This window comes from Parasulfitobacter algicola, assembly GCF_013315265.1.
GTDB lineage: Bacteria > Pseudomonadota > Alphaproteobacteria > Rhodobacterales > Rhodobacteraceae > Parasulfitobacter > Parasulfitobacter algicola.
In genome coordinates, this window is record NZ_JABUFE010000001.1 from 722,552 (window position 1) to 745,878 (window position 23,327).

The 23,327-nt window shown below is 50.2% G+C and carries 22 protein-coding genes and 1 pseudogene; 12 read left to right on the top strand and 11 right to left on the bottom strand.

Annotated features, from left to right (window positions below):
- Positions 1-11: 11 nt before the first annotated feature.
- The 3 genes and pseudogenes from HRQ87_RS03540 to HRQ87_RS03550 all read right to left on the bottom strand — a co-directional run.
- A pseudogene (locus HRQ87_RS03540) lies at positions 12-971 on the bottom strand (glycosyltransferase family 4 protein); the annotation flags it as partial.
- Between the two features lie 20 nt (positions 972-991).
- Positions 992-1,543 carry an acyltransferase gene (locus tag HRQ87_RS03545; protein WP_174135246.1) on the bottom strand — a complete coding sequence of 184 codons (552 nt, stop codon included), beginning with the start codon at positions 1,541-1,543 and terminating at the stop codon, positions 992-994.
- Entirely contained in the window at positions 1,540-2,787 is a 1,248-nt protein-coding gene (locus HRQ87_RS03550) for a lipopolysaccharide biosynthesis protein (protein WP_174135248.1), read from the bottom strand. Before HRQ87_RS03550 ends, HRQ87_RS03545 begins: the two co-directional genes overlap by 4 nt.
- A gap of 223 nt (positions 2,788-3,010) precedes the next feature.
- Here HRQ87_RS03550 and HRQ87_RS03555 point away from each other — a divergent pair, with 223 nt between their 5' ends.
- From HRQ87_RS03555 to infB, 5 genes are all read left to right on the top strand, one after another.
- Positions 3,011-3,274: a spike base protein, RCAP_Rcc01079 family gene (locus HRQ87_RS03555; protein ID WP_174135250.1), complete on the top strand. Its 264-nt coding sequence runs from the start codon at positions 3,011-3,013 to the stop codon at positions 3,272-3,274.
- A 213-nt stretch (positions 3,275-3,487) separates the two neighbouring features.
- Positions 3,488-4,060, top strand: a complete 573-nt coding sequence (gene rimP / locus HRQ87_RS03560) for a ribosome maturation factor RimP (RefSeq protein ID WP_174135252.1) — start codon at positions 3,488-3,490, stop codon at positions 4,058-4,060.
- A gap of 1 nt (position 4,061) precedes the next feature.
- A complete protein-coding gene (gene nusA / locus HRQ87_RS03565) occupies positions 4,062-5,672 on the top strand; it encodes a transcription termination factor NusA (protein WP_174135254.1) in 1,611 nt (536 codons plus the stop codon).
- A gap of 21 nt (positions 5,673-5,693) precedes the next feature.
- Positions 5,694-6,311 carry an RNA-binding protein gene (locus HRQ87_RS03570; protein WP_174135256.1) on the top strand — a complete coding sequence of 206 codons (618 nt, stop codon included), beginning with the start codon at positions 5,694-5,696 and terminating at the stop codon, positions 6,309-6,311.
- An 8-nt stretch (positions 6,312-6,319) separates the two neighbouring features.
- Positions 6,320-8,806, top strand: coding sequence for a translation initiation factor IF-2 (gene infB / locus HRQ87_RS03575; RefSeq protein ID WP_174135258.1), 2,487 nt, complete (start codon positions 6,320-6,322; stop codon positions 8,804-8,806).
- Between the two features lie 36 nt (positions 8,807-8,842).
- Here the strand turns inward: infB and HRQ87_RS03580 are convergent, their stop codons facing one another.
- From HRQ87_RS03580 to HRQ87_RS03595, 4 genes are all read right to left on the bottom strand, one after another.
- Entirely contained in the window at positions 8,843-9,790 is a 948-nt protein-coding gene (locus tag HRQ87_RS03580; RefSeq protein WP_174135260.1) for a DUF2927 domain-containing protein, read from the bottom strand.
- A gap of 518 nt (positions 9,791-10,308) precedes the next feature.
- Complete coding sequence (locus HRQ87_RS03585; protein ID WP_174135262.1) at positions 10,309-10,707, bottom strand: (deoxy)nucleoside triphosphate pyrophosphohydrolase; 399 nt, start codon at positions 10,705-10,707, stop codon at positions 10,309-10,311.
- Positions 10,704-11,918, bottom strand: a complete 1,215-nt coding sequence (gene argJ, locus HRQ87_RS03590) for a bifunctional glutamate N-acetyltransferase/amino-acid acetyltransferase ArgJ (RefSeq protein ID WP_174135264.1) — start codon at positions 11,916-11,918, stop codon at positions 10,704-10,706. The genes HRQ87_RS03585 and argJ overlap by 4 nt, the downstream gene beginning before the upstream one ends.
- Before the next feature lie 6 nt (positions 11,919-11,924).
- Positions 11,925-12,791, bottom strand: a complete 867-nt coding sequence (locus HRQ87_RS03595) for a peptidylprolyl isomerase (RefSeq protein ID WP_174135266.1) — start codon at positions 12,789-12,791, stop codon at positions 11,925-11,927.
- Between the two features lie 172 nt (positions 12,792-12,963).
- Here HRQ87_RS03595 and secA point away from each other — a divergent pair, with 172 nt between their 5' ends.
- Positions 12,964-15,648 (top strand): preprotein translocase subunit SecA, encoded by a 2,685-nt coding sequence (secA, locus tag HRQ87_RS03600; protein ID WP_174135269.1) that lies wholly within the window; start codon positions 12,964-12,966, stop codon positions 15,646-15,648.
- Positions 15,649-15,732: 84 nt separating this feature from the next.
- On the opposite strand, the gene HRQ87_RS03605 is transcribed toward secA, so the two are convergent.
- Entirely contained in the window at positions 15,733-16,086 is a 354-nt protein-coding gene (locus tag HRQ87_RS03605; RefSeq protein WP_174135271.1) for a hypothetical protein, read from the bottom strand.
- Complete coding sequence (locus HRQ87_RS03610) at positions 16,079-16,780, bottom strand: DUF599 domain-containing protein (protein WP_174135391.1); 702 nt, start codon at positions 16,778-16,780, stop codon at positions 16,079-16,081. Before HRQ87_RS03610 ends, HRQ87_RS03605 begins: the two co-directional genes overlap by 8 nt.
- A gap of 153 nt (positions 16,781-16,933) precedes the next feature.
- Between HRQ87_RS03610 and HRQ87_RS03615 the strand changes: the two genes are divergently transcribed.
- Genes HRQ87_RS03615 through glcF form a run of 4 tightly spaced genes read left to right on the top strand, consistent with a single transcriptional unit; the run spans position 16,934 to position 21,153 of the window.
- Positions 16,934-18,382: an FAD-linked oxidase C-terminal domain-containing protein gene (locus HRQ87_RS03615; protein ID WP_174135273.1), complete on the top strand. Its 1,449-nt coding sequence runs from the start codon at positions 16,934-16,936 to the stop codon at positions 18,380-18,382.
- A gap of 3 nt (positions 18,383-18,385) precedes the next feature.
- Positions 18,386-19,513: an FAD-binding protein gene (locus HRQ87_RS03620; RefSeq protein ID WP_174135393.1), complete on the top strand. Its 1,128-nt coding sequence runs from the start codon at positions 18,386-18,388 to the stop codon at positions 19,511-19,513.
- A 3-nt stretch (positions 19,514-19,516) separates the two neighbouring features.
- The gene (locus HRQ87_RS03625; protein WP_174135275.1) at positions 19,517-19,867 is read left to right on the top strand and encodes a hypothetical protein; all 351 of its coding nucleotides are present in this window, start codon (positions 19,517-19,519) and stop codon (positions 19,865-19,867) included.
- Complete coding sequence (gene glcF, locus HRQ87_RS03630; RefSeq protein WP_174135277.1) at positions 19,867-21,153, top strand: glycolate oxidase subunit GlcF; 1,287 nt, start codon at positions 19,867-19,869, stop codon at positions 21,151-21,153. The genes HRQ87_RS03625 and glcF overlap by 1 nt, the downstream gene beginning before the upstream one ends.
- Before the next feature lie 41 nt (positions 21,154-21,194).
- Here glcF and HRQ87_RS03635 read toward each other — a convergent pair whose 3' ends face one another.
- Positions 21,195-21,770, bottom strand: a complete 576-nt coding sequence (locus tag HRQ87_RS03635; RefSeq protein WP_174135279.1) for a YceI family protein — start codon at positions 21,768-21,770, stop codon at positions 21,195-21,197.
- 108 nt (positions 21,771-21,878) lie between these two features.
- Positions 21,879-22,505: a hypothetical protein gene (locus HRQ87_RS03640; protein WP_174135282.1), complete on the bottom strand. Its 627-nt coding sequence runs from the start codon at positions 22,503-22,505 to the stop codon at positions 21,879-21,881.
- Positions 22,506-22,707: 202 nt separating this feature from the next.
- Between HRQ87_RS03640 and rpsF the strand changes: the two genes are divergently transcribed.
- Both rpsF and rpsR read left to right on the top strand, forming a co-directional pair.
- On the top strand, positions 22,708-23,079 hold the full coding sequence (gene rpsF, locus HRQ87_RS03645) for a 30S ribosomal protein S6 (RefSeq protein WP_174135284.1): 372 nt from the start codon (positions 22,708-22,710) through the stop codon (positions 23,077-23,079).
- Between the two features lie 16 nt (positions 23,080-23,095).
- A complete protein-coding gene (rpsR, locus tag HRQ87_RS03650; protein WP_174135286.1) occupies positions 23,096-23,323 on the top strand; it encodes a 30S ribosomal protein S18 in 228 nt (75 codons plus the stop codon).
- The last annotated feature ends 4 nt before the right edge of the window (positions 23,324-23,327 follow it).

A 23,327-nucleotide genomic window follows, 5' to 3' on the forward strand; every position in this document is an offset into this window, starting at 1 on the left:
AAAGCCCGTTCCAGTTTTTGCGTCAGCGCATCAATATCGCCCACTGGAAAATAGAAATCCTGATCCAAAGCTGCCTCAAGATTGCCGGAAATATCGCTGGCAACGATGGGTAATTCGTATTGCATGGCTTCCAGCAGCGCAATTGGAAGACCTTCGTGACTAGAGGGCAGGATAAATTGCCTTGCGTGACTAAACAGCTGCCGTAGGTTTTCGCCTGTAACAAAACCAGCAAGCACGATATCATCGGATTGTATGGCTAAACCCCTTAGTTTTTGGGAATAAGTGGTCTCGTGATCTGCATTGCCCGCAATAACCAATTTTACGTCCAGCAGCTTTGCCGCCAAAAACGCATGGATCAGATCATCTTGCCGTTTTTCCGGAACCAGACGTCCGACAGTCAAACCGTACTGACCCGGCTTCAGACCCAGATAATCCAGAAAATCGGTATTTGCAGATTTGGATAAGGCAGGTGCGCCATTCGGTATGAAAGTGAAACTTTTGTGATATTTCTGCGCCAATTCTTTTTGCAGGCTGGATGAAATAACGATCCGCCTGTTGGCAAAGCGCGCCATGAAACGTTCACCAATTTTAAGGATAAAGCGTGCGAATTGTCCCCATTTTTCGCGATCATAATCCTTGCCGTGGTGCGTCGCGACGGTTTTCAGTCCGAACAGCCGCGCCAGTGGAACAACGATGCAAGGACCGACGGCATGGATATGCAATATATCGGGACGTTTAAATGCTGCATAAAGCACTCCGATCAGTGAATGTATGATCGTTTCAAGATTGGCTTTTTGCGGGCACCATAATGGAACAATATGGATTGCCCCATTCTTTGCAGCACCTTCATAGTAAGGTTTCCGCGCCAGAATTGTAACGCGAAAATCATCTGCTAACCTGTTAGCCAATTGCGCCACATGGGTCTCTATCCCGCCTTGAGTCGCCTGAATATCGCGCAGGCCAAGCACCATGATATGGGGCTTTCGTTCGGTCACGAAGTGTCCATCTCGGGTTTGAATGACAGGTCTGCCATTGCTTCGATCCTGTTACGATAACTGTCAGTATCTGGCATGTCCGTATCCGACACCCAATCAAGCGCGCGTTGTTCGAAATCGCTGTAGTCACAGATGTATTTTGCAGGTCGTCCCCCAATGACGATGCCCGATGGTATTGATTTTGTTACGACACTGCCTGCTGCTACGATTACGCGGTCCGCAATTTTAACGCCAGGCATAAGGAGCGTACCGCTGCCAATAAAGACATCATTGCCAATCTGAATAGGTCGGAATGAATACCGCCGCCCTTTTTGATCGCGCACCAGCCAACCTGCCCCATCGTGATTGATAAATTTTACATCCCCCGACACAGTGACGTTGTTTCCGATTGTGATCAAAAAAGGTTCAGACCCGAAATCCTTGGTCAGAATTCGGCAATTTTGACCAAGTGTGACCCCTGACTTGCGGGCCAGCGTTTCACCTGACCAAAACAGCCGCTGCAGTTTCCAAATGACTTTACGAACGGGCGTATGAAAGCGAACAGTCATGGCATGACCACCCGTGTTTGAGATGCCAGTGACGATCGCATTATAAGCGCGCAGTATCCAAGTGATAGGGTCAAGGATACGGCCGCAAAGACAAAAACTGCCAATATCGCATCATTTGTTAGCCAATATGTTAAGATTAGCGCCACTGTTCGCAAACAAAGTTGTGCAAAGTTAAACCAGAGGGCTTGTTGTTGAATACGCAAAGCGGTTGCTGCTGCATTCAATGGGGTTGTTGCGATCAAACCGACAAGCATCAATGCAATGGCTTGTGTGAACAGTACCGCAGGCGCCCATGTGCTGGGAAGAAACAGTGCAATAATGCTAAGTGCCAAAAAGGTCATACCGGCTGAAAACACAACGCCAAGCACGATTGCGATTCCAGTTGATTTCAGCATGAATTGCGATGCAGCACCTTGTTTGATTTTGCCTATAACCTGACGGGCAAACAATGGACGAAAGCTGGCTGCAATCACAAGATAAGGTGTCAAAAGCAAATTAAAGCCAAACCAGTAATACCCAACTAGTTCTGGCTGTCCCCAAAACGACAGCAGGTAAACTGGAATTTGGAAACCAAGAATAGTTAATGTTGCCGAGGGCGCACCAAGCATGAATTCCCTTTTGACGGGTCGTAAATTTCGGCGGGTCAGTTTGTGTGTTCGGGCAAACCCCATGCCTTCCCGCAATGACCTAAATACCGCTGTTGCACCCACAACATTTCCTGTGACGCGCGATAGGATTAGCGCTGTGGTTGTTGGCCAAAGAAAAGCAGTAAGCACTTGAACAAACCCAGTTATACAGGATGCAATGCCCACAGGTCGTGCCGCTTTGCGAGCATGTCCCAACAGTGTGATTTGTGCGGGTAAAACATATTGAACGAGCGATGTGATGAGAATGGAAATTGGAAGCAAACCCCAGATCGGGTTTGCACCACCCAATATCGCAAAGACGCAAACAGTTGCGATTAAAAGGAAAAATAGTCCGTTCAGTCGGTAGCTAATCCCGATGTAACGCCTTGCGGTGTTGGGCTGTTTTGATGCCAACGCCACAGCATCAGCGCGACCAGATGTGAACTGCACAAGAAGCGCGACAACCGACATAAAAAGACCCAAAGCCCCAAACGCGGCAGGGTCAAAAAACGTTGTGCAATAAAGTGTGGACAGAAACAGAATGATCTGACCGAATGCACGATTAGATGCCACTGCAAACAGGTCTTTCAGGCCATTTGATCCATTTGCATTGGTCAATACATCACCAAAATTGGGTTACTCTATATAAAGTTTAACTTAGTTAATGCGCTAAGCCCCGATGGTTGATTTTTGGTTAATTCGACAATTTGCGTATTGAAATGACAGTGCTTCCTTCAGGCAAATTTGCGTGCGTACGCTGATGAAAGGCATGGTTAAGACTTTGTTTCTAGTTTTTGCGGGAACCCACAACGCCCCAGTGGCTGCGCAAAGGATTATAAATATGTCAAACCCATTCAAGAATCGCACACTTCCCCTGAACGGTCCTGCCGCTGATATGGCACCCGTGGTACCGAATGATGGGCAAGATTTACCCGATGTCGCCGTTGCGCTTTATGTTGAAAATGGTGGTGCCGTCAGCTTTGTCAGCATCAAGGGCTTTGAGCGTACTGTCGAAGTTGGTGATCGCGCAGTTTTGCCCGTGGGTATCGTTCGGGTGAATGCAACAGGAACAACGGCAACTGGGCTGCACGCCTTTGTGATTTAATGCACAATAAACTTTGCCGTTTAAAACCCCGCCCGGTCCGGCGGGGTTTTTCATTTTAAGATTAAAGCAAAGCAGTGCTTGCAGACTCGCGAAGTGAAGCGTATATGCACAACAACAGCGGCGCGTCGGGGTCCAAACCAAACGCTCCACCGGGAAATATCGACGGGCCGCGCGCCCGTTTTTTTGTGCTCTGAATATGCAGAAACTGACCATATGAACGATCTTGTTGCGAAAGCCGCCATTGACCGCCGTTTGGCTGAAATCATCCTGCCCGTGATTGAAGGGATGGGATTTGAACTTGTGCGTGTCAGATTGATGAGCGGTAAAACATCAACCTTGCAGATCATGGCGCAAAAATCTGATGGTACGATCGAGGTTGACGATTGCGCAGACATCTCGACCGCAGTTAGTGCAACGTTGGATGTGGAAGACGCGATTCTGGATGCCTATACGCTTGAAGTGTCATCGCCTGGAATCGACCGGCCTTTGACTCGGCTGAAAGATTTCGATTTATGGCAGGGATATGAAGCCAAGTTGGAAACAACCGAACTGATTGATGGCCGCCGCCGCTTCAAAGGTGAACTGGCCGGCATCGAAGGCGATGAGGTTTTGATTAATATCGAAGAAGGCACGATTGGGCTGAAATTCGATTGGCTGTCAGATGCAAAACTTGTGCTGACGGATGATCTGATCAAGGAAATGCTGCGCCAACGCAAAGCGGCTGGTGTGGTGAATGAAGACGATTTTGACGAAATAAAGACTGAGACCCAGTCTGAGGAGGACTGACATGGCAATCACTTCCGCCAACCAGCTTGAATTGTTGCAAACGGCCGAAGCCGTCGCGCGTGAAAAAATGATCGACCCCGGGTTGGTTGTTGAAGCGATGGAAGAAAGCTTGGCCCGTGCAGCCAAAAGCCGTTATGGCGCGGAAATGGATATTCATGTGTCCATTGATCGCAAAACCGGTAAAGCAACATTTACCCGTGTGCGGACTGTGGTCGAAGAAGAAGAGCTTGAGAATTATCAGGCTGAATTTACTTTAGAACAAGCCAAGCAATATCTGGATGATCCTAAAATTGGCGATCAGCTGATCGAAGAAGTGCCACCTGTTGAAATGGGTCGCATTGCGGCGCAATCCGCCAAACAGGTGATCTTGCAGAAAATTCGCGAAGCTGAACGTGATCGCCAATTCGAAGAATTCAAGGATCGTGCGGGCACTATCATCAATGCGCAGGTCAAGCGCGAAGAATATGGCAATGTGATTGTTGATGTGGGCTCTGGTGAAGCTGTGCTGCGCCGGAACGAAAAAATCGGCCGCGAAAGCTATCGCCCGAATGATCGTATCCGTTGTTATATCAAGGACGTGCGCCGCGAACAGCGCGGCCCGCAGATTTTCCTTAGCCGCACCGCGCCAGAGTTCATGGCCGAACTATTCAAAATGGAAGTGCCCGAGATTTACGATGGTATTATTGAGATAAAGGCGGTCGCCCGTGACCCTGGATCACGTGCCAAGATTGCGGTCATCAGCTATGACAGCTCAATTGACCCGGTGGGTGCCTGCGTTGGTATGCGCGGCAGCCGGGTGCAGGCCGTTGTCAATGAGTTGCAGGGTGAAAAGATCGACATTATCCCCTGGAATGAAGATCAGCCAACATTCCTCGTGAACGCGCTTCAACCCGCTGAAGTCAGTAAGGTTGTTCTGGACGAAGAAGCCGAACGGATCGAAGTTGTGGTGCCCGATGATCAATTGTCGCTTGCCATTGGTCGTCGTGGTCAAAATGTGCGGTTGGCGTCACAGCTGACCGGACTTGATATCGACATTATGACGGAATCAGACGAATCTGAACGTCGTCAGGCTGAATTTGCGGAACGCACAAAGCTTTTCATGGACACGCTTGATCTGGACGAATTTTTTGCCCAGCTTCTGGTGTCCGAAGGCTTTACGTCGCTTGAAGAAGTCGCCTATGTCGAAGTAGACGAACTTTTGGTCATCGATGGTGTTGATTCTGATACTGCCAGCGAATTACAGGCGCGTGCCCGTGATTGTCTGGAAGAAATGAACAAAAAAGCTATGGAAAAAGCCCGTGAATTGGGTGTAGAAGACAGCTTGGTTGAATTCGAAGGCCTGACACCCCAAATGATTGAGGCGCTGGCCGAAGACGATATTAAAACGCTGGAAGATTTCGCAACATGTGCAGACTGGGAACTGGCCGGTGGCTGGACAACAGTCGATGGTGAACGGGTCAAGGATGACGGGGTTCTGGAAAAATTTGACGTCAGCCTGGAAGAGGCGCAAAATCTGGTTATGACCGCACGTGTCATGCTAGGTTGGGTCGATCCGACAGAGTTGGGAAAAGAAGACGCACCAGAACAAGAGCAAGAGGAGACTGAGGCCTGATTTCAGGTCTTGGACACTGTTATGACACGTGGGGGAAAAACCAAAGATCGCGATGAGGTCGAACGCAAATGCATTGCAACCGGTGAGGTTCAGCCCAAATCAGGTCTGATGCGCTTTGTGATTCACCCTACGGGACAGGTTATTCCTGATATTCTGCAAAAGCTTCCCGGACGCGGTGTCTGGGTGGCTGCTGAAAAAGATGCTATAGAAAAGGCTGTGAATAAGGGGCTGTTTTCCCGTGCGACCAAGCAAAATGTAACGGTGCCTGATACGTTGTTGGATGACGTTGACACGCAATTGGCCCGGCGTTTGGTGGAATTGGTATCGTTGGCCCGCAAAGCCGGACAAGCCGTTGCGGGATATGAAAAGGTTAAAAGCTGGCTGATGAATGATGCAGCAAAAGTGCTGCTTCAGGCGACAGACGGCTCTGAACGAGGAAAGTCAAAGCTGCGAACACCCGAAGGGGGCCGTTTCATCGGAATCCTGACGGCTTCAGAATTGGGTTTGGCATTCGGACGGGAAAGTGTGATACACGGCGCACTCGCCTCTGGTGGACTCAGCAAGCGTGTTGTAGAGACCGCTGAAATGCTGAAAGGCGTGCGCGGATTGGACGGCGGTAAGGATCGCCGGGAAGGATAAGACTCTAGATGAGTGAAGACGACGGTAAAAAAACTTTGGGTCTGCGCGGCGGACCACGTTCGGGCAATGTAAAGCAAAGCTTTAGCCATGGCCGGACGAAAAGCGTCGTGGTGGAAACGAAACGCAAACGCGTTGTTGTGCCCAAACCTGGTGGTGCAAAAGCATCCGGAAATTCCTCTGTGGGCGATCCTTCCAAGCGTCCCGCGGGCATTTCTGATGCCGAAATGGATCGTCGCTTAAAAGCGCTTCAGGCTGCCAGAGCCCGCGAGTCGCAAGAGGCTGCTGAACGTGAAGCTGCTGAAAAAGCCCGCGAACAGGATCGTAAGCGTCGCCGCGAAGAACAAGAAATCAAAGAACGCGAAGAGCGTGAACGCGAAGAGCGCGCAAAAGCGAAAGTTGAAGAAGAAGAGCGCAAGAAGCGCGAAGTGGAAGAGACCGCAAAACGCGAGGCCGCTGCACAGGCAGCCCCTGCAAAAGAGGTCACAACACCGTCCCGCGCAGCGCCATCAAAACAACCGGTTCGTGGTCGTGAGCGCGAAGCTGAAAATAACAATGACCGTAATAACCGTGGCAAGGGCCGTGGCGATGACAGCGGCAGACGCTCTGGCAAGTTAACCCTGAATCAGGCTTTGGCCGGTGGTGAAGGCGGACGTCAGCGATCCATGGCTGCGATGAAACGCAAACAGGAACGCGCCCGTCAAAAAGCAATGGGTGGAAATGAGCCGCGTGAAAAGGTCATGCGTGATGTGCAGTTGCCTGAGGCTATCGTGGTTCAGGAACTTGCCAACCGTATGGCAGAGCGTGTTGCTGATGTTGTTAAAGCTTTGATGACAAATGGCATCATGGCGACACAAAACCAGACGATTGATGCAGACACGGCAGAGCTGATTATCGAAGAATTCGGCCATAAGGTTGTACGTGTATCTGATTCTGATGTGGAAGATGTCATTCATCAGATTGAAGACAAAGACGATGAATTGCAGCCGCGCCCTCCGGTCATCACAGTTATGGGCCACGTCGATCATGGTAAAACATCTTTGCTGGACGCGATCCGCAACGCCAAGGTTGTATCTGGCGAAGCTGGCGGTATCACGCAGCACATCGGTGCTTATCAGGTTGAGCAGCAAGGTCATAAGCTGACATTCTTGGATACACCGGGTCACGCTGCCTTTACATCTATGCGCGCGCGCGGTGCGCAGGTCACTGATATCGTGATCCTTGTTGTGGCTGCTGATGACGCTGTCATGCCGCAGACGATTGAGGCGATCAATCACGCCAAAGCCGCACAGGTTCCGATGATTGTTGCGATCAACAAATGCGATAAGCCTGATGCGAATGCTGACAAGGTGCGTACGGATTTGCTGCAGCACGAAGTGATCGTCGAAAAGATGTCTGGTGATGTGCTGGATGTTGAAGTTTCGGCCATCAAAGGCACAGGTCTTGACCAGTTGCTAGAAAATATTCTGCTTCAGTCGGAACTTTTAGACCTTAAGGCAAACCCTGATCGTGCTGCATCTGGTGCGGTGATTGAGGCTCAGCTTGATGTGGGTCGCGGTCCGGTTGCGACGGTTCTGGTGCAAAATGGGACCCTAAAACAGGGTGATATCTTTGTTGTGGGTGAGCAATACGGTAAAGTGCGTGCTTTGATCAATGATCAAGGTGACCGTGTGACCGAAGCTGGTCCATCGGTTCCGGTTGAGGTTCTAGGTCTAAACGGCACACCTGAAGCGGGCGATGTTCTGAACGTTGTTGATACCGAAGCCCAAGCTCGTGAAATCGCTGAATATCGCGAAAATGCCGCCAAGGATAAACGTGCTGCAGCTGGTGCCGCCACAACACTTGAACAGTTGATGGCGAATGCAAAAGCGGATGAAGACGTAAGCGAGATGCCGATTTTGGTGAAAGCTGACGTACAAGGATCTGCGGAAGCCATTGTTCAGGCGATGGAGAAAATCGGGAATGATGAAGTTCGCGTTCGCGTTCTGCATTCCGGTGTCGGTGCGATTACGGAAACTGATATCGGATTGGCTGAAGCGTCGGGCGCGCCTGTCTTTGGGTTCAACGTTCGGGCGAATGCAACGGCGCGGAATGTTGCGAACCAAAAAGGCGTTGAGATACGCTATTATTCGGTAATTTACGATCTGGTTGACGATGTGAAGCAAGCCGCAAGCGGTTTGCTGAGCGCGGAAATCAAGGAAAACTTCATTGGCTATGCCGAAATTCGCGAAGTTTTCAAAGTATCAGGTGTTGGCAAAGTGGCAGGTTGTCTGGTGACCGAAGGTGTCGCCCGCAGATCTGCCGGTGTACGTTTGCTGCGCGATAACGTTGTTATCCACGAAGGCACATTGAAAACGCTGAAGCGCTTCAAGGACGAGGTGTCTGACGTACAATCCGGTCAGGAGTGCGGTATGGCGTTTGAGAATTATGATGATATTCGCACTGGCGATGTAATCGAGATTTTCGAGCGCGAAGAGATTGAGCGTTCACTGGATTAATCCAGTGAACGCTTATTCGTCATTTTCGCGGCAACCTTATCTGTTTAAAGCGGCCTTTGTGACTTTTGGCAAAATCGGGGTGACTTGTTCAATGGTCATCCCGGGCTTTAATCTGGGGTCATACAACATCCGCAGTAGCATCAGATCGTGATTAGTCAGAACACCAAATTCTTCGTTATCATTAAAGATCGAAGGTCTGGCCGCATCACTATCGTTAGGCAGGCCCATGGCCTGTGCCATTTCTTCCTGAATACATGATCTGCGCATACGCGGGGTGTGTTCTGCCCGCACGATAACAATGGCACCCTTATATCCATATCTAGGATCATCATGAGGGCGCGCCAGAACCATACACATGACATTTTTGGGCATTTTTAGAATGGCGCGTAACCCCGGGCCGCTTAACTGCGGTGCCACTTTATTTAAAAATGGGCGAAGATTGCGGCGTTCGGTGTCGTTCACAACAATCATAAGAAAATTTGGATTCTTGTTCGAAAAACTAACGTTATGCCGCGTCGCGTTGCGCAATATCGAAACGGTATGGCTGATATCTTCAGAAAAGCTTTGCTTGAGCGTGGGGCTGATGCTTTTGCCATAAACAGTACTTATTCTGATAGGATCTTTCCAACGTCGCAACACGCCTTCGGCTTGCATCGAATAAAACATGCCACTTTTGCTGCCGTACTCGCTGTGCATTGCGATTTGAATGAAATTGCGAATAAGTGTGTCAGAATTCCAGTTGACGCCTCTCGCATTTGAATCATTGCGCAGATGGCCCTGTTTCAAAAAATATGTTTCTAAATTCTGATAATAGGCTTGAAGGGGCGCGCGGGAACTGATGGCCCTATAGTTTGTGCCCTGTTTGATCGTCGCGGATGAGGTGGATCCTTCAACATGAACAGGCCTTCGGTCAGCATGGGCGCCACAAACGGCAACACTTAAACCAAGTACAGCGCAACAAACGCCCTTCATAAAAGACTGCATATCACCTCTTACGCCTTGTTGATCATTACGAAATAAACCCTGCTTTCGTATTTTTATTTCCAGTCAGTCGAACATATCTCAAGAAAATGTCTACCCTTTTATCACGAAAAAAAGAGGCGAAAGTGAGATACAGATGTGGCGATACACGCAATGATTGTGCCGCCTTATGTCTGGGATTTTTTGTTTGAAAAATTTGAACACGGGGCTTTCGTATGCGCCCCATGTTCATTACCCAAAGATTTATGGGTTAAGTAACGGGAAAACCGTCAAATGTTTGCTGTCCAACGCGGACGCGGATCTTACCGTTAGATAGTTTTGAAACCAAAATACCTTGCACTGAAACACAACTTCCTAGGATTATTGTTTTCAACATGCTTCACCTTTTTGAAGGTCTGATAATGATAGAGTAGAATGATATTGTGCAAAAAACAGCTACTAATTGCTCACATTGTTATTATTTTTGGTGAAACTTTGTGCAGATCGCGAACAATTCCTGTAAAAATAACTTAATGTTGACGCTAAAGCCAATCACGAAGAATCGGAATCAGTGGGACGTCAGCTGCAGGCATCGGATAATCCCGCAATGCATTCGGACGCACCCAGGCCAGTTTTTGCCCTTCTTTAGATTGCGGAATTCCATCCCATTTCCGGCAAGCAAATAGCGGCATCAAAAGATGAAAATTGTTATAGCCATGGCTGGCAAAAGTCAGGGGGGCAAGGCAGCTTTGCCACGTGTTGATCCCCAACTCTTCTTCCAGCTCACGAATCAAAGCAACTTCGGGTGTTTCACCAACCTCAACCTTACCGCCTGGAAATTCCCAAAGACCAGCCATCGATTTACCTTCTGGGCGTTGGGCCAACAAAATCCGGCCTTCCACGTCAATCAGCGCAACGGCGGACACCAAAACAACTTTCATGATCGGTAATCAGCGTTAATACGGATATAGTCATGGGTCAGATCGCACGTCCACACTGTGGCCATTCCAGCAGCTAAGCCCAGATCGACCTGTAAAAGCAGATTTTGATTTTTCATATAATCAGCGCCCTGTTGTTCCTTGTAGTCTGGCGAAACCCACCCTTTTTCAGCAACAAGGATATCTCCAAAGCGGATAGACAACAGATCACGATTTGCTTGGGCGCCAGCTTTGCCGACGGCCATAACGACGCGCCCCCAATTTGGGTCTTCACCGGCAATCGCTGTTTTAACCAAGGGGGAATTCGCAATCGCTAGGCCAATTTGTTTGGCCTCTGTATTTGACGCGGCACCGATGACGCGAATTTCCACGAATTTTGAGGCCCCTTCGCCATCTTTGACAACCTGATGCGCCAGATCCAGCATCACTTCATGCAACGCAAGTCGAAAGTCAGCGCTGTTCGTGACATCCACCCCTGACGCCCCGGTCGCTGCAATTAATAGAGTGTCGGATGTGGATGTGTCGCTATCAACGGTAATGCAGTTAAAGGTCATATCAGTCAACTCGGCCAGCATCGCCTGCAAGTCAGGATGGGCAATTTTGGCATCAGTGAAGATATAGACCAGCATCGTCGCCATATCGGGTGCGATCATCCCTGAACCCTTGGCGATACCGCTGATATTTACAGCCTTGCCACCGATATTCAGGGTTTTGGCACTGCCCTTGGCAAAAGTGTCGGTCGTCATGATGGCTTCGGCGGCCCCTTTTATACCATGTTCAGACAACCCGGCTTTTAATTCATTCAGTTTTTCTGTGATCTTACTGTGTGCCAACGCCTCACCGATCACACCCGTTGATGATGAAAAAACGCGTTGTTCAGGAATATCAAGACAATCAGCGACAGCGCTGGTTACTGCCGTTGTGGCATCTGTCCCGTTTTTGCCGGTGAACGCGTTGGCATTTCCGGAATTTACGATAATGGCTGCCCCTTGGTCAGGGGCAATGCCCAATTTGCTTTGGCAATCCAGTACAGGCGCTGATCTGGTTGCCGATTTTGTAAAAACGCCAGCGATTGTTGTGCCGGGTCGCAAGTCAGCCAGCATAACGTCTTTGCGGCCCTGATACCGCACGCCTGCCTCAACCGAAGCAAAGCGCACGCCATCAATAATCGGAAGCTGCGGAAATTCTGCCGGGGCAAGCGGGGATTTTTTCATGATGCGTTACTGCAAAAGATCGTATTGCTGCAACACGTTGGGATCAATCGTGTCCAATTCGATCGTTGTGATTTCAGCAGCGCTTTTAAGCTCTTCAATGCGGGCATCAACGGCTTCGCGCTGAACCTGAGCTTCCAATTCGCTGCGCACGTCATCCAAGGCAGGCGCACTTTTCAAACGGCTGTCCACCAATTTGATAACATGCCAGCCAAATTGTGTTTGCACAGGGTCTGATACCTGGTCTTTTTCCAAGGCAAAAGTAGCTTCTTCGAACTCTGCCACCATCATTCCGGCCCCGAACCAACCAAGATCACCGCCATTGGGACCCGAAGGGCCAGTCGATTTTTCAGCAGCAAGCGTTGCAAAATCAGCACCCTCATCCAGTTCTGCCTTGATCGTAATAGCCTCTTCTTCGCTATCAACCAAGATATGCGATGCCTGATATTCGCGCTCTGGCTCGGCATTTGCGTATGTATCTTCGTAGGCTTTCTGAACAGATTCATCTGTGATCGCGCTGCCTGTGACTTCCTGAATAACTTCACCGGCCAACATCGAACGACGTTCGTTTTCCAACGCCATTTCTGCACGTCGGGGCAATTCATCCAGCGATTGCGAGAGCAGTGCTTGCTGTGTCAGTTGATCCACAAGCCCTTCTAGCAGAACATCATTTGGCAGTTGTTGAAATTGCTGCGGCAATTGTGTGCGCGCGATAATCAGGTGACCTATGGTGATGTCCTGACCGTTTATCGTTGTCACGACAGTTTCCGCAGTTACGTCTGTTTCCGGCGTTGTTTCGGCATCTTGTGCAAAGGCTGGTTGTACCAGCGCAGCGGTCAAAATTGTTGCAGCAAGAAGCTTATGGCGTTTGAACATCTATTCATCCTTTGATCGGTCGCACGCAAGGGCGACGTTGACACTCTGAAACGGGACCCTTACATCGCGAAGGTGCGTGAGAGCCTGCATTCCCACATGTTCTATGGGCAGGGACCCGGACGGGCAAGCAACTCCCTCATGACAAAGATGTTAGACCGCTGGTGGAGAGATTATGCTGGGTATTGGAACAGTCGCTAAAAAAGTGTTCGGGACGCCGAATGATCGTAAAATTAAAGCGACGCGCCCGCTGGTTGAGCAGATAAATGCGCTTGAGCCTGAGTATGAAGCGCTGTCCGATGAAGGTCTGAAACAAAAGACCGAAGAGCTGGCGACACGGGCCATGAACGGTGAAAACCTGGACGATCTTTTGCCCGAAGCTTTTGCCAATTGCCGCGAAGGCGCGCGCCGCGCCCTTGGTTTACGGGCGTTTGACACACAATTGATGGGCGGTATCTTTCTGCATCAGGGCAATATTTCGGAAATGAAAACCGGCGAGGGCAAGACCCTTGTGGCCACATTTCCGGCCTATCTGAATGCGCTGACGGGCAAGGGCGTGCATATCGTTACCGTGAACGACTATCTGGCGCAGCGCGATTCCGAATGGATGAGTAAAGTGTATAATGCGCTTGGCCTGACTTGCAGCGTTGTCTATTCGATGCAACCCGATGATCAGAAAAAAGCCGCCTATTCCGCAGATGTCACCTATGCCACGAACAATGAACTGGCCTTTGACTATCTGCGTGACAATCTGAAATCCAGTCTGCGGGATATGTCCCAACGCGGTCATAATTTTGCGATTGTCGATGAAGTTGACAGTATTTTGATCGATGAGGCACGGACGCCGCTTATCATCTCGGGCATGGCCGAAGATCGGTCTGATTTATATGGCACGCTTGATAAGCTGATCCCTGAACTGACGGACGAGCATTTCACATTGGATGAAAAGCAAAAAAATGTGACCTTCACCGAAGAAGGCAATGAATTTCTGGAAGCGCGCCTGCACGAGCTTGGTATTCTGCCGGAAGATCAATCACTTTATGATCCTGAAAGCATTACAATCGTCCATCACGCCAATCAGGGCCTGCGCGCGCACAGAATGTTCGAAAAAGACAAGGATTATGTGGTTCGCGACGGTGAAGTTGTGCTGGTTGACGAATTTACCGGCCGTATGACACCGGGCCGCCGATTGTCACAAGGACTGCATCAGGCGATTGAGGCGAAAGAAGGCGTTGAGATCAAGCCTGAAAACGTCACGCAAGCCAGCGTCACATTCCAGAACTATTTCCGTTTATATAATAAACTGTCAGGTATGACTGGCACAGCATTAACCGAGGCTGAAGAATTTAAGGAGATTTATGGGCTTGGTGTTGTCGAAGTTCCAACAAACCGCCCTATCGCACGTACTGACGAAGACGATAAAGTTTTCCGTACAGCGCGCGAAAAATATGCTGCAATTGCAGAAGAAATCAAGATGGCGCATGAAAAACATCAACCGGTTCTGGTCGGTACCACGTCGATTGAGAAGTCGGAATTTTTAAGCAACCTGCTGACTCAGGCGGGTGTTCCACATAATGTTTTGAACGCGCGCCAGCATGAAAAGGAAGCGCAGATCGTGGCGGATGCCGGGAAACTGGATGCGGTCACTATTGCGACCAACATGGCGGGTCGCGGAACCGATATTCAGCTGGGTGGTAATGTCGAAATGCGTGTTCTTCAGGCGCTGACAGCAGATCCAGAGGCTGATCCAGATCAGGTCCGTTCCCGGATCGAGGCGGAAGTCGCTGAAGAAAAGGAAAAGGTCAAAGAGGCAGGCGGTCTGTTTGTTTTGGCGACCGAACGTCACGAATCTCGCCGCATTGACAATCAGCTGCGCGGCCGATCCGGTCGTCAGGGTGATCCAGGGCGGTCATCATTCTTTTTGTCCATGGAAGATGATCTGATGCGTATTTTCGGGTCTGAGCGGCTTGAAAAGATATTGTCAGCACTTGGTATGAAAGAAGGCGAGGCAATCGTGCATCCGATGGTCAACAGATCGTTGGAAAAAGCACAAGCCAAGGTCGAAGGTCGTAACTTTGACATGCGCAAGCAGCTTTTGAAATTTGATGATGTGATGAACGATCAGCGTAAGGTGATCTTTGGCCAGCGTCGCGAAATCATGGAAACGGAAGACGTTTCCGAGATCACGCAAGATATGCGGCATCAGGTGATTGATGATCTGATCGACGAATTCATGCCGCCTAAAACCTATGCCGATCAATGGGATACCAAAGGCATGCAAGAAGCTGTTCTGGAACGCCTTGGCCTGGACGCACCTGTGGCTGATTGGGCTGCAGAAGAGGGTGTAGATGACGAAGTGATGTGCGAACGTCTGGAAAAGGCGGGCGATGAATTCATGGCCTCAAAAGCTGCGCAATTCGGTCCTGAAAACATGCGTCAGGTCGAAAAACAGGTGCTGCTGCAGATTATTGACGCGAAGTGGCGTGAACATATCGTGGTGCTTGAGCAATTGCGCAGCGTTATCGGATTTCGTGGCTATGCGCAGCGCGATCCTTTGAATGAATATAAGACAGAAAGTTTCCAGTTGTTTGAAAGTCTGCTGGACAGTCTGCGTGAAGAGGTGACCCAAAAACTGGCCAATATCAGACCAGTGACACCCGAAGAACAGCAAGCGATGCTTGATCAGTTCAAAGCCCAACAGCTTGCGATGGCGCAAGCGACCGAAGCTGCAGCTGCACAGACAGCCGAGAATGGTTTTGTTGAAGATGACCCATCAACATGGGGCAACCCGGGTCGCAATGATCAGTGTCCTTGTGGGTCGGGCAAAAAATTCAAACACTGTCACGGACGTTTGGCTTAATTCATATTGCGCGGGCTGGGCGGCGTCTTGCCCGTGTAATAATTTGTGCTGTGCGCCGCAGCAAACAAACGAGAAGTGAAAAGTTTATTCAGTCAGAATAACTTCAGTACCGTCATCAGACCATCCGGTTTCATTACATCGGCTGTAAATCATCACCCTGTCGATGCCGGCAGGAATATCAATGCCGCTTATGGAACGAGTGAACGGTTGTTCATTCACATGGGGATGATGAAGAACACGCAGGCCCAGGGATGTGCCATCTGTTGTGCGCACGTCCCACCCATCTGCATAATGGTCCCAACCTGTATCCGGATGGCTGATTGTGACATCGAACCGCCATCCTGACCCAGTTTGCACAGCTTTAACCGAGTCAATTGTCGGATCTTCGGCCAGTGCCGGAAGTGTTAGCACACAAAGTGCGGTAAGATATTTATACATTGTCGTCCTCCATCAAAACAGCGCGTGAGTGCGATGCAAATTCACGCCGCCAGATCACCAGCACCGTAATCACAGTCGCAGCGGCCAATGCAACTGTTCCCAAAAGCCAAGCAGCGGCTGCAAAGGCAAAATAGATGGAGCGCATACCACGATTGAACCCTCTGGCAGCTGTTATATTAATCTCAGCTGCTTTTTCAGCACGGGTAAGGGCGATTGGATCGGTTATATCATTCGGCACAGACGCCATGACGATTGAGCAATAGCCAAACAGCCGATGCGCCCAGACAAATTTCAGAAATGCGTTGGTCATAAATAAAAGCGTGACGACAAGCTTAATTTCGACGACGACCGCAGGCGTTTGATCGACCGCAAAATCATCGGCCACCATCAGCAATTGTTCTGTATTGCCAATAACCGCAATGCCGCCCCCAATGGCGATCATACACGCAGATACAAAGAATGCCGTTCCTTGTCGCAGGTTTGCCATGATCTGTGCGTCAAAGATGCGCGGCTCACGGGTGACGAATTCTTTCATCCAATTTCGGCGGTAATCATTCATCAAAAGTGAAACCGAAAGATGACGGTTTGATGTACGTTCAATAATGAAACTCATCCCGATCCAGCTGATGAATAAGACTGAAACGGCCAACCCATCCCAGACTGTGAACAGCTTTATGATGTCCATCATGATCATGTCATCTTGCATACGGAGTTTGTTCCCTAATGAAAACAACAGTTTAGAGATATATACCATATTTTGATGAACAGTTTTTTTGAATAATCTCTTGCTTAATGCTGATATTGGTTATATTTTCTTACCAATTTATTGAATTGGGAGAGCCTTCAAATGGAAATGCCGATACCCGATATGGCTGTATTATCGAAAAAAGCGCGCATTATTGAGCGTTTGCAAGAGGTACTGCCTAAATCGGCTGTGATCCATGATGAGATTGAAACCAAAGCCTATGAGTGTGACGCGCTGACGGCCTATAAATGCCCGCCCCTGGCTGCGGTTTTGCCCAGCACGACCGAAGACGTCGCGGCGGTGTTGAAGATCTGCCATCAGGAAAATGTGCCCGTGGTGCCGCGTGGGGCGGGTACGTCTCTGGCGGGTGGCGCATTGCCCACCGCTGACAGCGTGATCCTGGGCACGGCGCGAATGAATCAGGTGCTGGAAACGGATTACGACAACCGCTTTATCCGTGTGCAGACTGGGCGCACAAATCTTAGTGTCACTGGCGCGGTTGAGGAAGAAGATTTCTTTTACGCGCCAGACCCTTCCAGCCAGCTGGCCTGTGCGATTGCAGGCAATATCGCGATGAATTCCGGCGGGGCGCATTGCTTGAAGTATGGCGTTACCACGAACAACCTGTTGGGTGTCAAAATGGTCATGATGGATGGCACCATCGTCGATATCGGCGGGGCGCATCTGGATTCCGGGGGTCTGGATCTGTTGGGCGTCATCTGTGGGTCCGAAGGCCAGCTTGGTGTCGTGACCGAAGCCACACTGCGCATCCTGCGCAAGCCCGAAGGTGCGCGGCCGGTGTTGATGGGCTTCAACGACAACGAAGTCGCAGGCGCCTGTGTGGCCGATATCATCAAGGCGGGTGTGTTGCCTGTGGCCATCGAATTCATGGATCGCCCTTGTATTGAGGCGTGCGAGGCTTTCGCCAAGGCAGGTTATCCGATGTGCGAAGCGCTGCTGATTGTCGAGGTCGAAGGATCAGACGCCGAAATCGACGAACAACTGTCCGTCATCATGGATATCGCGCGCAAGCATAACCCGGTTGAGCTGCGCGAAGCCAAAGACGCCGATGAGGCCGGGCGCATCTGGCTGGGCCGCAAATCCGCCTTTGGCGCTATGGGGCAGATCAACGATTACATGTGTCTGGACGGGACAATCCCGGTGTCGTCGCTGCCCTATGTGCTGAAGCGCATTGGCGAGATGAGCAAGGACTATGGCCTTGATGTTGCGAATGTTTTCCATGCGGGCGACGGTAATATGCACCCGCTGATCCTTTTTGATGCCAACAAACCCGGTGATCTGGAACTGTGCGAGAAACTCGGCGCCGACATCCTGCGTCTGTGTGTTGAGGCTGGCGGATGTCTGACCGGTGAACACGGTGTGGGGATCGAAAAGCGCGATCTGATGTTTGACCAGTTCAGCGGCGATGATCTTGAGGCTCAGATGGCCGTAAAGGACGTCTTTGATCCGCAGTGGTTGCTGAACCCGGCCAAGGTCTTTCCGCTGGTGGCGTCTCAGTCGCGGCGAATGCAACAGGTGGCTGCGGAATAAATGATATCTCCTAGAACTGAAGCTGAATTGGCCGAGGCGATTGCATCTGCCAAAGGTACACTGTGTATTAGGGGCGGTGGTACACGCCCGATTGGCAAGCCGGTGATCGGCGAGGTTTTATCGACACAAGGTCTTAGCGGGATTGATCTGTACGAACCTGGCGCGCTGACAATTGTGGTCAAGGCCGGAACACCCCTGGCTGAGGTTGAGGCCGCACTGGCCAAGGAAAACCAGCGTCTGCCGTTTGAACCCATGGATCACCGCAGCCTATTGGGCACCAAAGGTGAACCGACAATCGGCGGCGTCGCTGCGGCCAATGTCTCGGGGCCCCGCCGTATCCAAGCCGGGGCGTGCCGCGATTATATGCTGGGCGTTCGGTTTGTGGATGGCACGGGCACGGTCGTGAAAAACGGCGGCCGCGTTATGAAGAATGTCACCGGCTACGACTTGGTGAAGCTGATGGCGGGCAGCTACGGCACCCTGGGTGTGCTGAGTGAAATATCGTTGAAGGTTCTGCCGCAAACAGATAGCCAGGCCACAGTCATGTTGCATAATCTATCTGACCATGATGCAGTCAAAGCGATGTCTGCCGCACTTGGTTCCCCGTTTGAGGTATCGGCCGCCGCACATACGCCAGACATTCCGGGTGGCGGTGCAGTGACGATGCTAAGACTGGAAGGCTTTGCAAATTCTGTCAGTTACAGGGCCGATCAACTAAAGGATGTTCTGGCATCTTTTGGTGAAATTAGTGTGGAAGCGGATCAGGATAAATCTGCAATGATTTGGAAAGCCTCGCGCGATGTGATGGGATTTCAAAAAGCAGATGGAGATGTCTGGCGCATATCTGCCAAGCCAACAGATGCGCCCGATGTTGCGACGAAACTGAATGCGTCCAAGCTGTTTTATGATTGGGGTGGTGGGCTGATCTGGGCCTTGGTGCCACGGGGGAACGATGTCCGTGCGGGTTTAAACGGTTTTGAAGGTCACGCCACTCTGATCCGGGCCAGTGAAGAAACCCGCAATAAAATGGCTGTCTTTCAACCCGAACCTGCCCCAGTGGCAGCGATCTCAAAAGGATTAAGAGATCGCTTTGACCCACACGGGATACTGAATACTGGATTGATGGAATAAGTCATGGGGGCATTTTTAATCTTTGCTTTCAGTACACCGTTACTTGTCTTGCTTTTCTTGGCTTGTATGCCTGCGGGGCGCGTTTTTTTCTGGGCTTTAGCAGGATCTGTCGTGCTGTGGATATTAGCTGCGATGTTGGTCTTGCCGCTTAAACCATCAAGTGGTCCGGACGATTGGTTCCATGGAATCGAACTAATTCCACTGATTGGTAGTGGTATTGTTATTGCGCTGGTCACCCCAGCACAGATTTGGCGCTGGTATCGTCTTCGCAGGGGCCTTCCAACACTTTATCTTCCGGCACTTGTCATCCTTATTGCCCCTGTGGGTGCTTTCATCATGTTTGGACCATTCTAATGCAAACCACTTTTACGCCCGAACAGCTAAAAGACCCGGCGATCCAGCGATCGAATGAGATCTTGCGCAGTTGTGTGCATTGCGGGTTCTGTACAGCCACCTGCCCGACCTATCAGGTTCTGGGGGATGAATTGGACAGCCCCCGGGGGCGGATTTATCTGATCAAGGACATGCTGGAAAATGACCGTGACCCTGATGAGAAAACGGTTAAGCATATCGACCGATGCTTAAGTTGCCTGGCCTGTATGACAACCTGTCCGTCGGGTGTGCACTATATGCATCTGGTTGACCATGCACGGGAATATATCGAACAGCGGTATAAACGGCCCCTTGGGGATCGCGCGTTGCGGTGGATTTTGTCGAAAATTCTGCCTTATCCTATGCGGTTTCGGCTGGCATTGGCAGGCGCAAAGCTGGGCCGTCCGTTCCGTGCCTTGGTGCCAGACGCACGGCTGCGTGCAATGCTTGAAATGGCACCGAAAACGATCCCTCCGGTCAGTCGAAATGACGATCCTCAGGTGTTTCCGGCCCAAGGTGAACGCAAGATGCGTGTGGCCCTGATGACCGGATGCGCACAGCGTGCGCTAAACACTGATATCAATGATGCAACGATCCGGCTACTGACACGCCTTGGCTGTGATGTGGTCATCGCGGATGGTCAAGGCTGTTGCGGCGCGCTGACCCATCACATGGGTAAAACCGACGAAAGTCACGCAACAGCCGCTAAAAACATCCACGCCTGGACTCGCGAATTACAGGGGGATGGACTGGACGCCATTGTGATCAACACCAGCGGTTGCGGCACGACAGTCAAAGACTATGGCCATATGTTCCGACAATCCGATCTAGCCACAGATGCGGCGAATATCGCCGCAATCGCAAAGGACGTGTCCGAAGTTTTGATGAAGCTGGATATCCCGAAGTTACAAGATCAGGGGATAAAAGTGGCCTATCATGCGGCGTGTTCTTTGCAGCATGGTCAACAGATCAAGACCTATCCCAAAGATCTGCTGAAACGCGCGGGCTTTAAGGTTGTTGAACCAGCGGACAGTCATTTATGTTGTGGATCGGCCGGAACTTACAATTTGATGCAGCCCGAGATTTCGAAACAGCTAAAGGCGCGCAAAGTTGAGACACTTGAAGCGAAAACACCAGACATCATCGCTACGGGTAACATTGGCTGCATGATGCAGATTGGATCTGGCACGGATATCCCGATGGTTCACACGGTCGAATTGCTTGATTGGGCAACAGGCGGGCCAAAACCGTCAGCGATGTCTGACTAAATGTAAAAAGCGCTGCAAGATGCAGCGCTTTTAGTTCTTGATTATTCGTCCGCTTTTGCGGCCTCAATTGAAATAACCACTTCGACTTCATCTGAAACCGCAGGGGCAAATGCACCAACGCCGAAGTCTGAACGTTTCAGCGTTGTTGTTGCATCAAAACCAGCCCACTGTTTGTTGGCCATAGGGTGATTGCCTGTAGCGTTCAACTTGGCATCCAACACAACAGATTGTGTGACGTCATTCATCGTTAAATCACCGGTGATCATGGCCGTGTCGTCGCCGGTCACTTCGATAGATGTCGATGTAAATGTGATCATATCATCATCGCCTGCACCAAAGAAATCGGCAGAAAAGAAATGTTCTTCCCGTTTTTCCCAGCCTGTAAACATGCTTTTGACTGGCATCGATACGTTAACACTAGAGTTTTCTGGATTTTCCTGATCAAACATAACTTCGCCCTCGAAGCCCGAGAACATTCCGTAAGTTGTTGAAAACCCAAGGTGGTTATAGCTGAACACGACTTGGCTGTGACTGGAATCTAGCATGTATTTCTCTGCAGCTGCGAAAGCAGGGGCAGACAAAAGCGCAAGGGCGGCAGCAAAGGCAACAGATCTCATAAGCGTTTCTCCGGTTGATTTGGACATACCGGTAACATCGCTTTAAATTGTCGCAGGGCAAGGGCCTTTGTTCAACAGGGTCTGTTCGCTGGCGAACAGATCAGATTTTCAAGCAGCGTTAGACATAATTTTTTCGCCAAACAATTTTTTTGTTTGGCCTGTCGATTTTAGTGAAACTTTTGGCGTTTCGCGTTCCCCAAGATGCATCAATACACGCTTCTTAAGCTCAATCAAATCCTGACTGTCACCCGAAATAACAGGTACAAAATGCATACCATTTTTATAGCTTAACAAAAGGGTTTCGGCTTTCTTGTCCTTGTTCAGGCGGCGAATTGTGACGCCATCAAGGTCTTGGAAGTCATAGCAGGTCAATTCTGTTGGGGCACCGGATCTGTTTACGATGACTTCACGTGCTTCGTGTCTGACGTCATCAAAGTGAAATTCAGATTTTGTACCACGCACCGAATAAGACAAAAGCAGAATGCCAATAGTGACAAAAAATATGGATGCGCCCGCCTTTATATAAACGATATCTTGACCTGCAGATATGGCCGGCGCAATCCAAAGACCCAATGCCGCCAAGAATAACAAGGTGGCTGTAATCCATGCACTGACTTGTGCGATTGTCGTACGAAGTGATGATTTTGAGGTGCCGCGGATGATAAATCCCCAGTCTTCGTCCTCTATTATAAACTGTGCGCCTTGCTGTATCTTTTCGGCCGTTTTGTTGTTCATCGGTCTGACCTCATCATATTCTATTCTGTTCCAACCTAACGTTAATTGCGACAACACTTGGGCGCTCTTGCGAAATTTCGCGGACAGTGTATGAAGGCCCATCTTCCGCAAGGTGATTCAATCGCGTGACCTCTCGTGGGTGGGATGTGGAAGATGTAAGACCCTGCCCTTTGAAGTGCGCCGGAACAAAACAGGAGAGACCATGCCACTGTATGAGCATGTGTTTATTTCGCGTCAGGATTTGTCCAACACGCAAGCCGAAGGGTTGGTTGAACACTTCGGAACTGTCCTTGCCGACAATGGCGGCAAACTTGTTGACAGTGAATATTGGGGCATCAAGACGATGGCCTATAAGATCAACAAAAACCGCAAGGGCCACTATGCCTATTTGCGCACGGATGCACCGGCACCCGCTGTTCAGGAAATGGAACGTCTTATGCGTCTGCATGAAGATGTGATGCGTATTCTGACAATCAAAGTTGATGAACATGCCGAAGGCCCATCAATTCAAATGCAAAAGCGCGACGATCGTGACCGCGGCGATCGTGGTGATCGCGGCGACCGTCGTCGTTAAGAAAGGAAACTAAGTTATGGCCGCAAAACCATTTTTCCGCCGTCGCAAGGTTTGTCCTTTCTCTGGCGAGAATGCCCCGAAAATCGATTATAAAGACACGCGTACACTGCAGCGCTATATCTCGGAACGTGGCAAAATCGTTCCCAGCCGTATTACTGCTGTATCCGCTAAAAAACAGCGTGAGTTGGCCCGTGCAATCAAACGCGCCCGCTTTCTGGCGCTGTTGCCATACGCTGTAAAGTAAGGAG

What these genes read in the sequence shown, in the direction of transcription:
- nusA (WP_174135254.1), top strand. Translation starts at nt 4,062, where the DNA reads ATGGCAATCACTTCCGCCAACCAGCTTGAATTGTTGCAAACGGCCGAA.
- argJ (WP_174135264.1), bottom strand. Translation starts at nt 11,918, where the DNA reads ATGAAAAAATCCCCGCTTGCCCCGGCAGAATTTCCGCAGCTTCCGATT.
- HRQ87_RS03640 (WP_174135282.1), bottom strand. Translation starts at nt 22,505, where the DNA reads ATGAACAACAAAACGGCCGAAAAGATACAGCAAGGCGCACAGTTTATA.
- secA (WP_174135269.1), top strand. Translation starts at nt 12,964, where the DNA reads ATGCTGGGTATTGGAACAGTCGCTAAAAAAGTGTTCGGGACGCCGAAT.
- glcF (WP_174135277.1), top strand. Translation starts at nt 19,867, where the DNA reads ATGCAAACCACTTTTACGCCCGAACAGCTAAAAGACCCGGCGATCCAG.
- HRQ87_RS03585 (WP_174135262.1), bottom strand. Translation starts at nt 10,707, where the DNA reads ATGAAAGTTGTTTTGGTGTCCGCCGTTGCGCTGATTGACGTGGAAGGC.
- HRQ87_RS03570 (WP_174135256.1), top strand. Translation starts at nt 5,694, where the DNA reads ATGACACGTGGGGGAAAAACCAAAGATCGCGATGAGGTCGAACGCAAA.
- rimP (WP_174135252.1), top strand. Translation starts at nt 3,488, where the DNA reads ATGAACGATCTTGTTGCGAAAGCCGCCATTGACCGCCGTTTGGCTGAA.
- rpsR (WP_174135286.1), top strand. Translation starts at nt 23,096, where the DNA reads ATGGCCGCAAAACCATTTTTCCGCCGTCGCAAGGTTTGTCCTTTCTCT.
- HRQ87_RS03545 (WP_174135246.1), bottom strand. Translation starts at nt 1,543, where the DNA reads ATGACTGTTCGCTTTCATACGCCCGTTCGTAAAGTCATTTGGAAACTG.
- HRQ87_RS03610 (WP_174135391.1), bottom strand. Translation starts at nt 16,780, where the DNA reads ATGATCATGATGGACATCATAAAGCTGTTCACAGTCTGGGATGGGTTG.
- HRQ87_RS03615 (WP_174135273.1), top strand. Translation starts at nt 16,934, where the DNA reads ATGGAAATGCCGATACCCGATATGGCTGTATTATCGAAAAAAGCGCGC.
- HRQ87_RS03580 (WP_174135260.1), bottom strand. Translation starts at nt 9,790, where the DNA reads ATGCAGTCTTTTATGAAGGGCGTTTGTTGCGCTGTACTTGGTTTAAGT.
- HRQ87_RS03595 (WP_174135266.1), bottom strand. Translation starts at nt 12,791, where the DNA reads ATGTTCAAACGCCATAAGCTTCTTGCTGCAACAATTTTGACCGCTGCG.
- HRQ87_RS03555 (WP_174135250.1), top strand. Translation starts at nt 3,011, where the DNA reads ATGTCAAACCCATTCAAGAATCGCACACTTCCCCTGAACGGTCCTGCC.
- rpsF (WP_174135284.1), top strand. Translation starts at nt 22,708, where the DNA reads ATGCCACTGTATGAGCATGTGTTTATTTCGCGTCAGGATTTGTCCAAC.
- HRQ87_RS03635 (WP_174135279.1), bottom strand. Translation starts at nt 21,770, where the DNA reads ATGAGATCTGTTGCCTTTGCTGCCGCCCTTGCGCTTTTGTCTGCCCCT.
- HRQ87_RS03625 (WP_174135275.1), top strand. Translation starts at nt 19,517, where the DNA reads ATGGGGGCATTTTTAATCTTTGCTTTCAGTACACCGTTACTTGTCTTG.
- infB (WP_174135258.1), top strand. Translation starts at nt 6,320, where the DNA reads ATGAGTGAAGACGACGGTAAAAAAACTTTGGGTCTGCGCGGCGGACCA.
- HRQ87_RS03605 (WP_174135271.1), bottom strand. Translation starts at nt 16,086, where the DNA reads ATGTATAAATATCTTACCGCACTTTGTGTGCTAACACTTCCGGCACTG.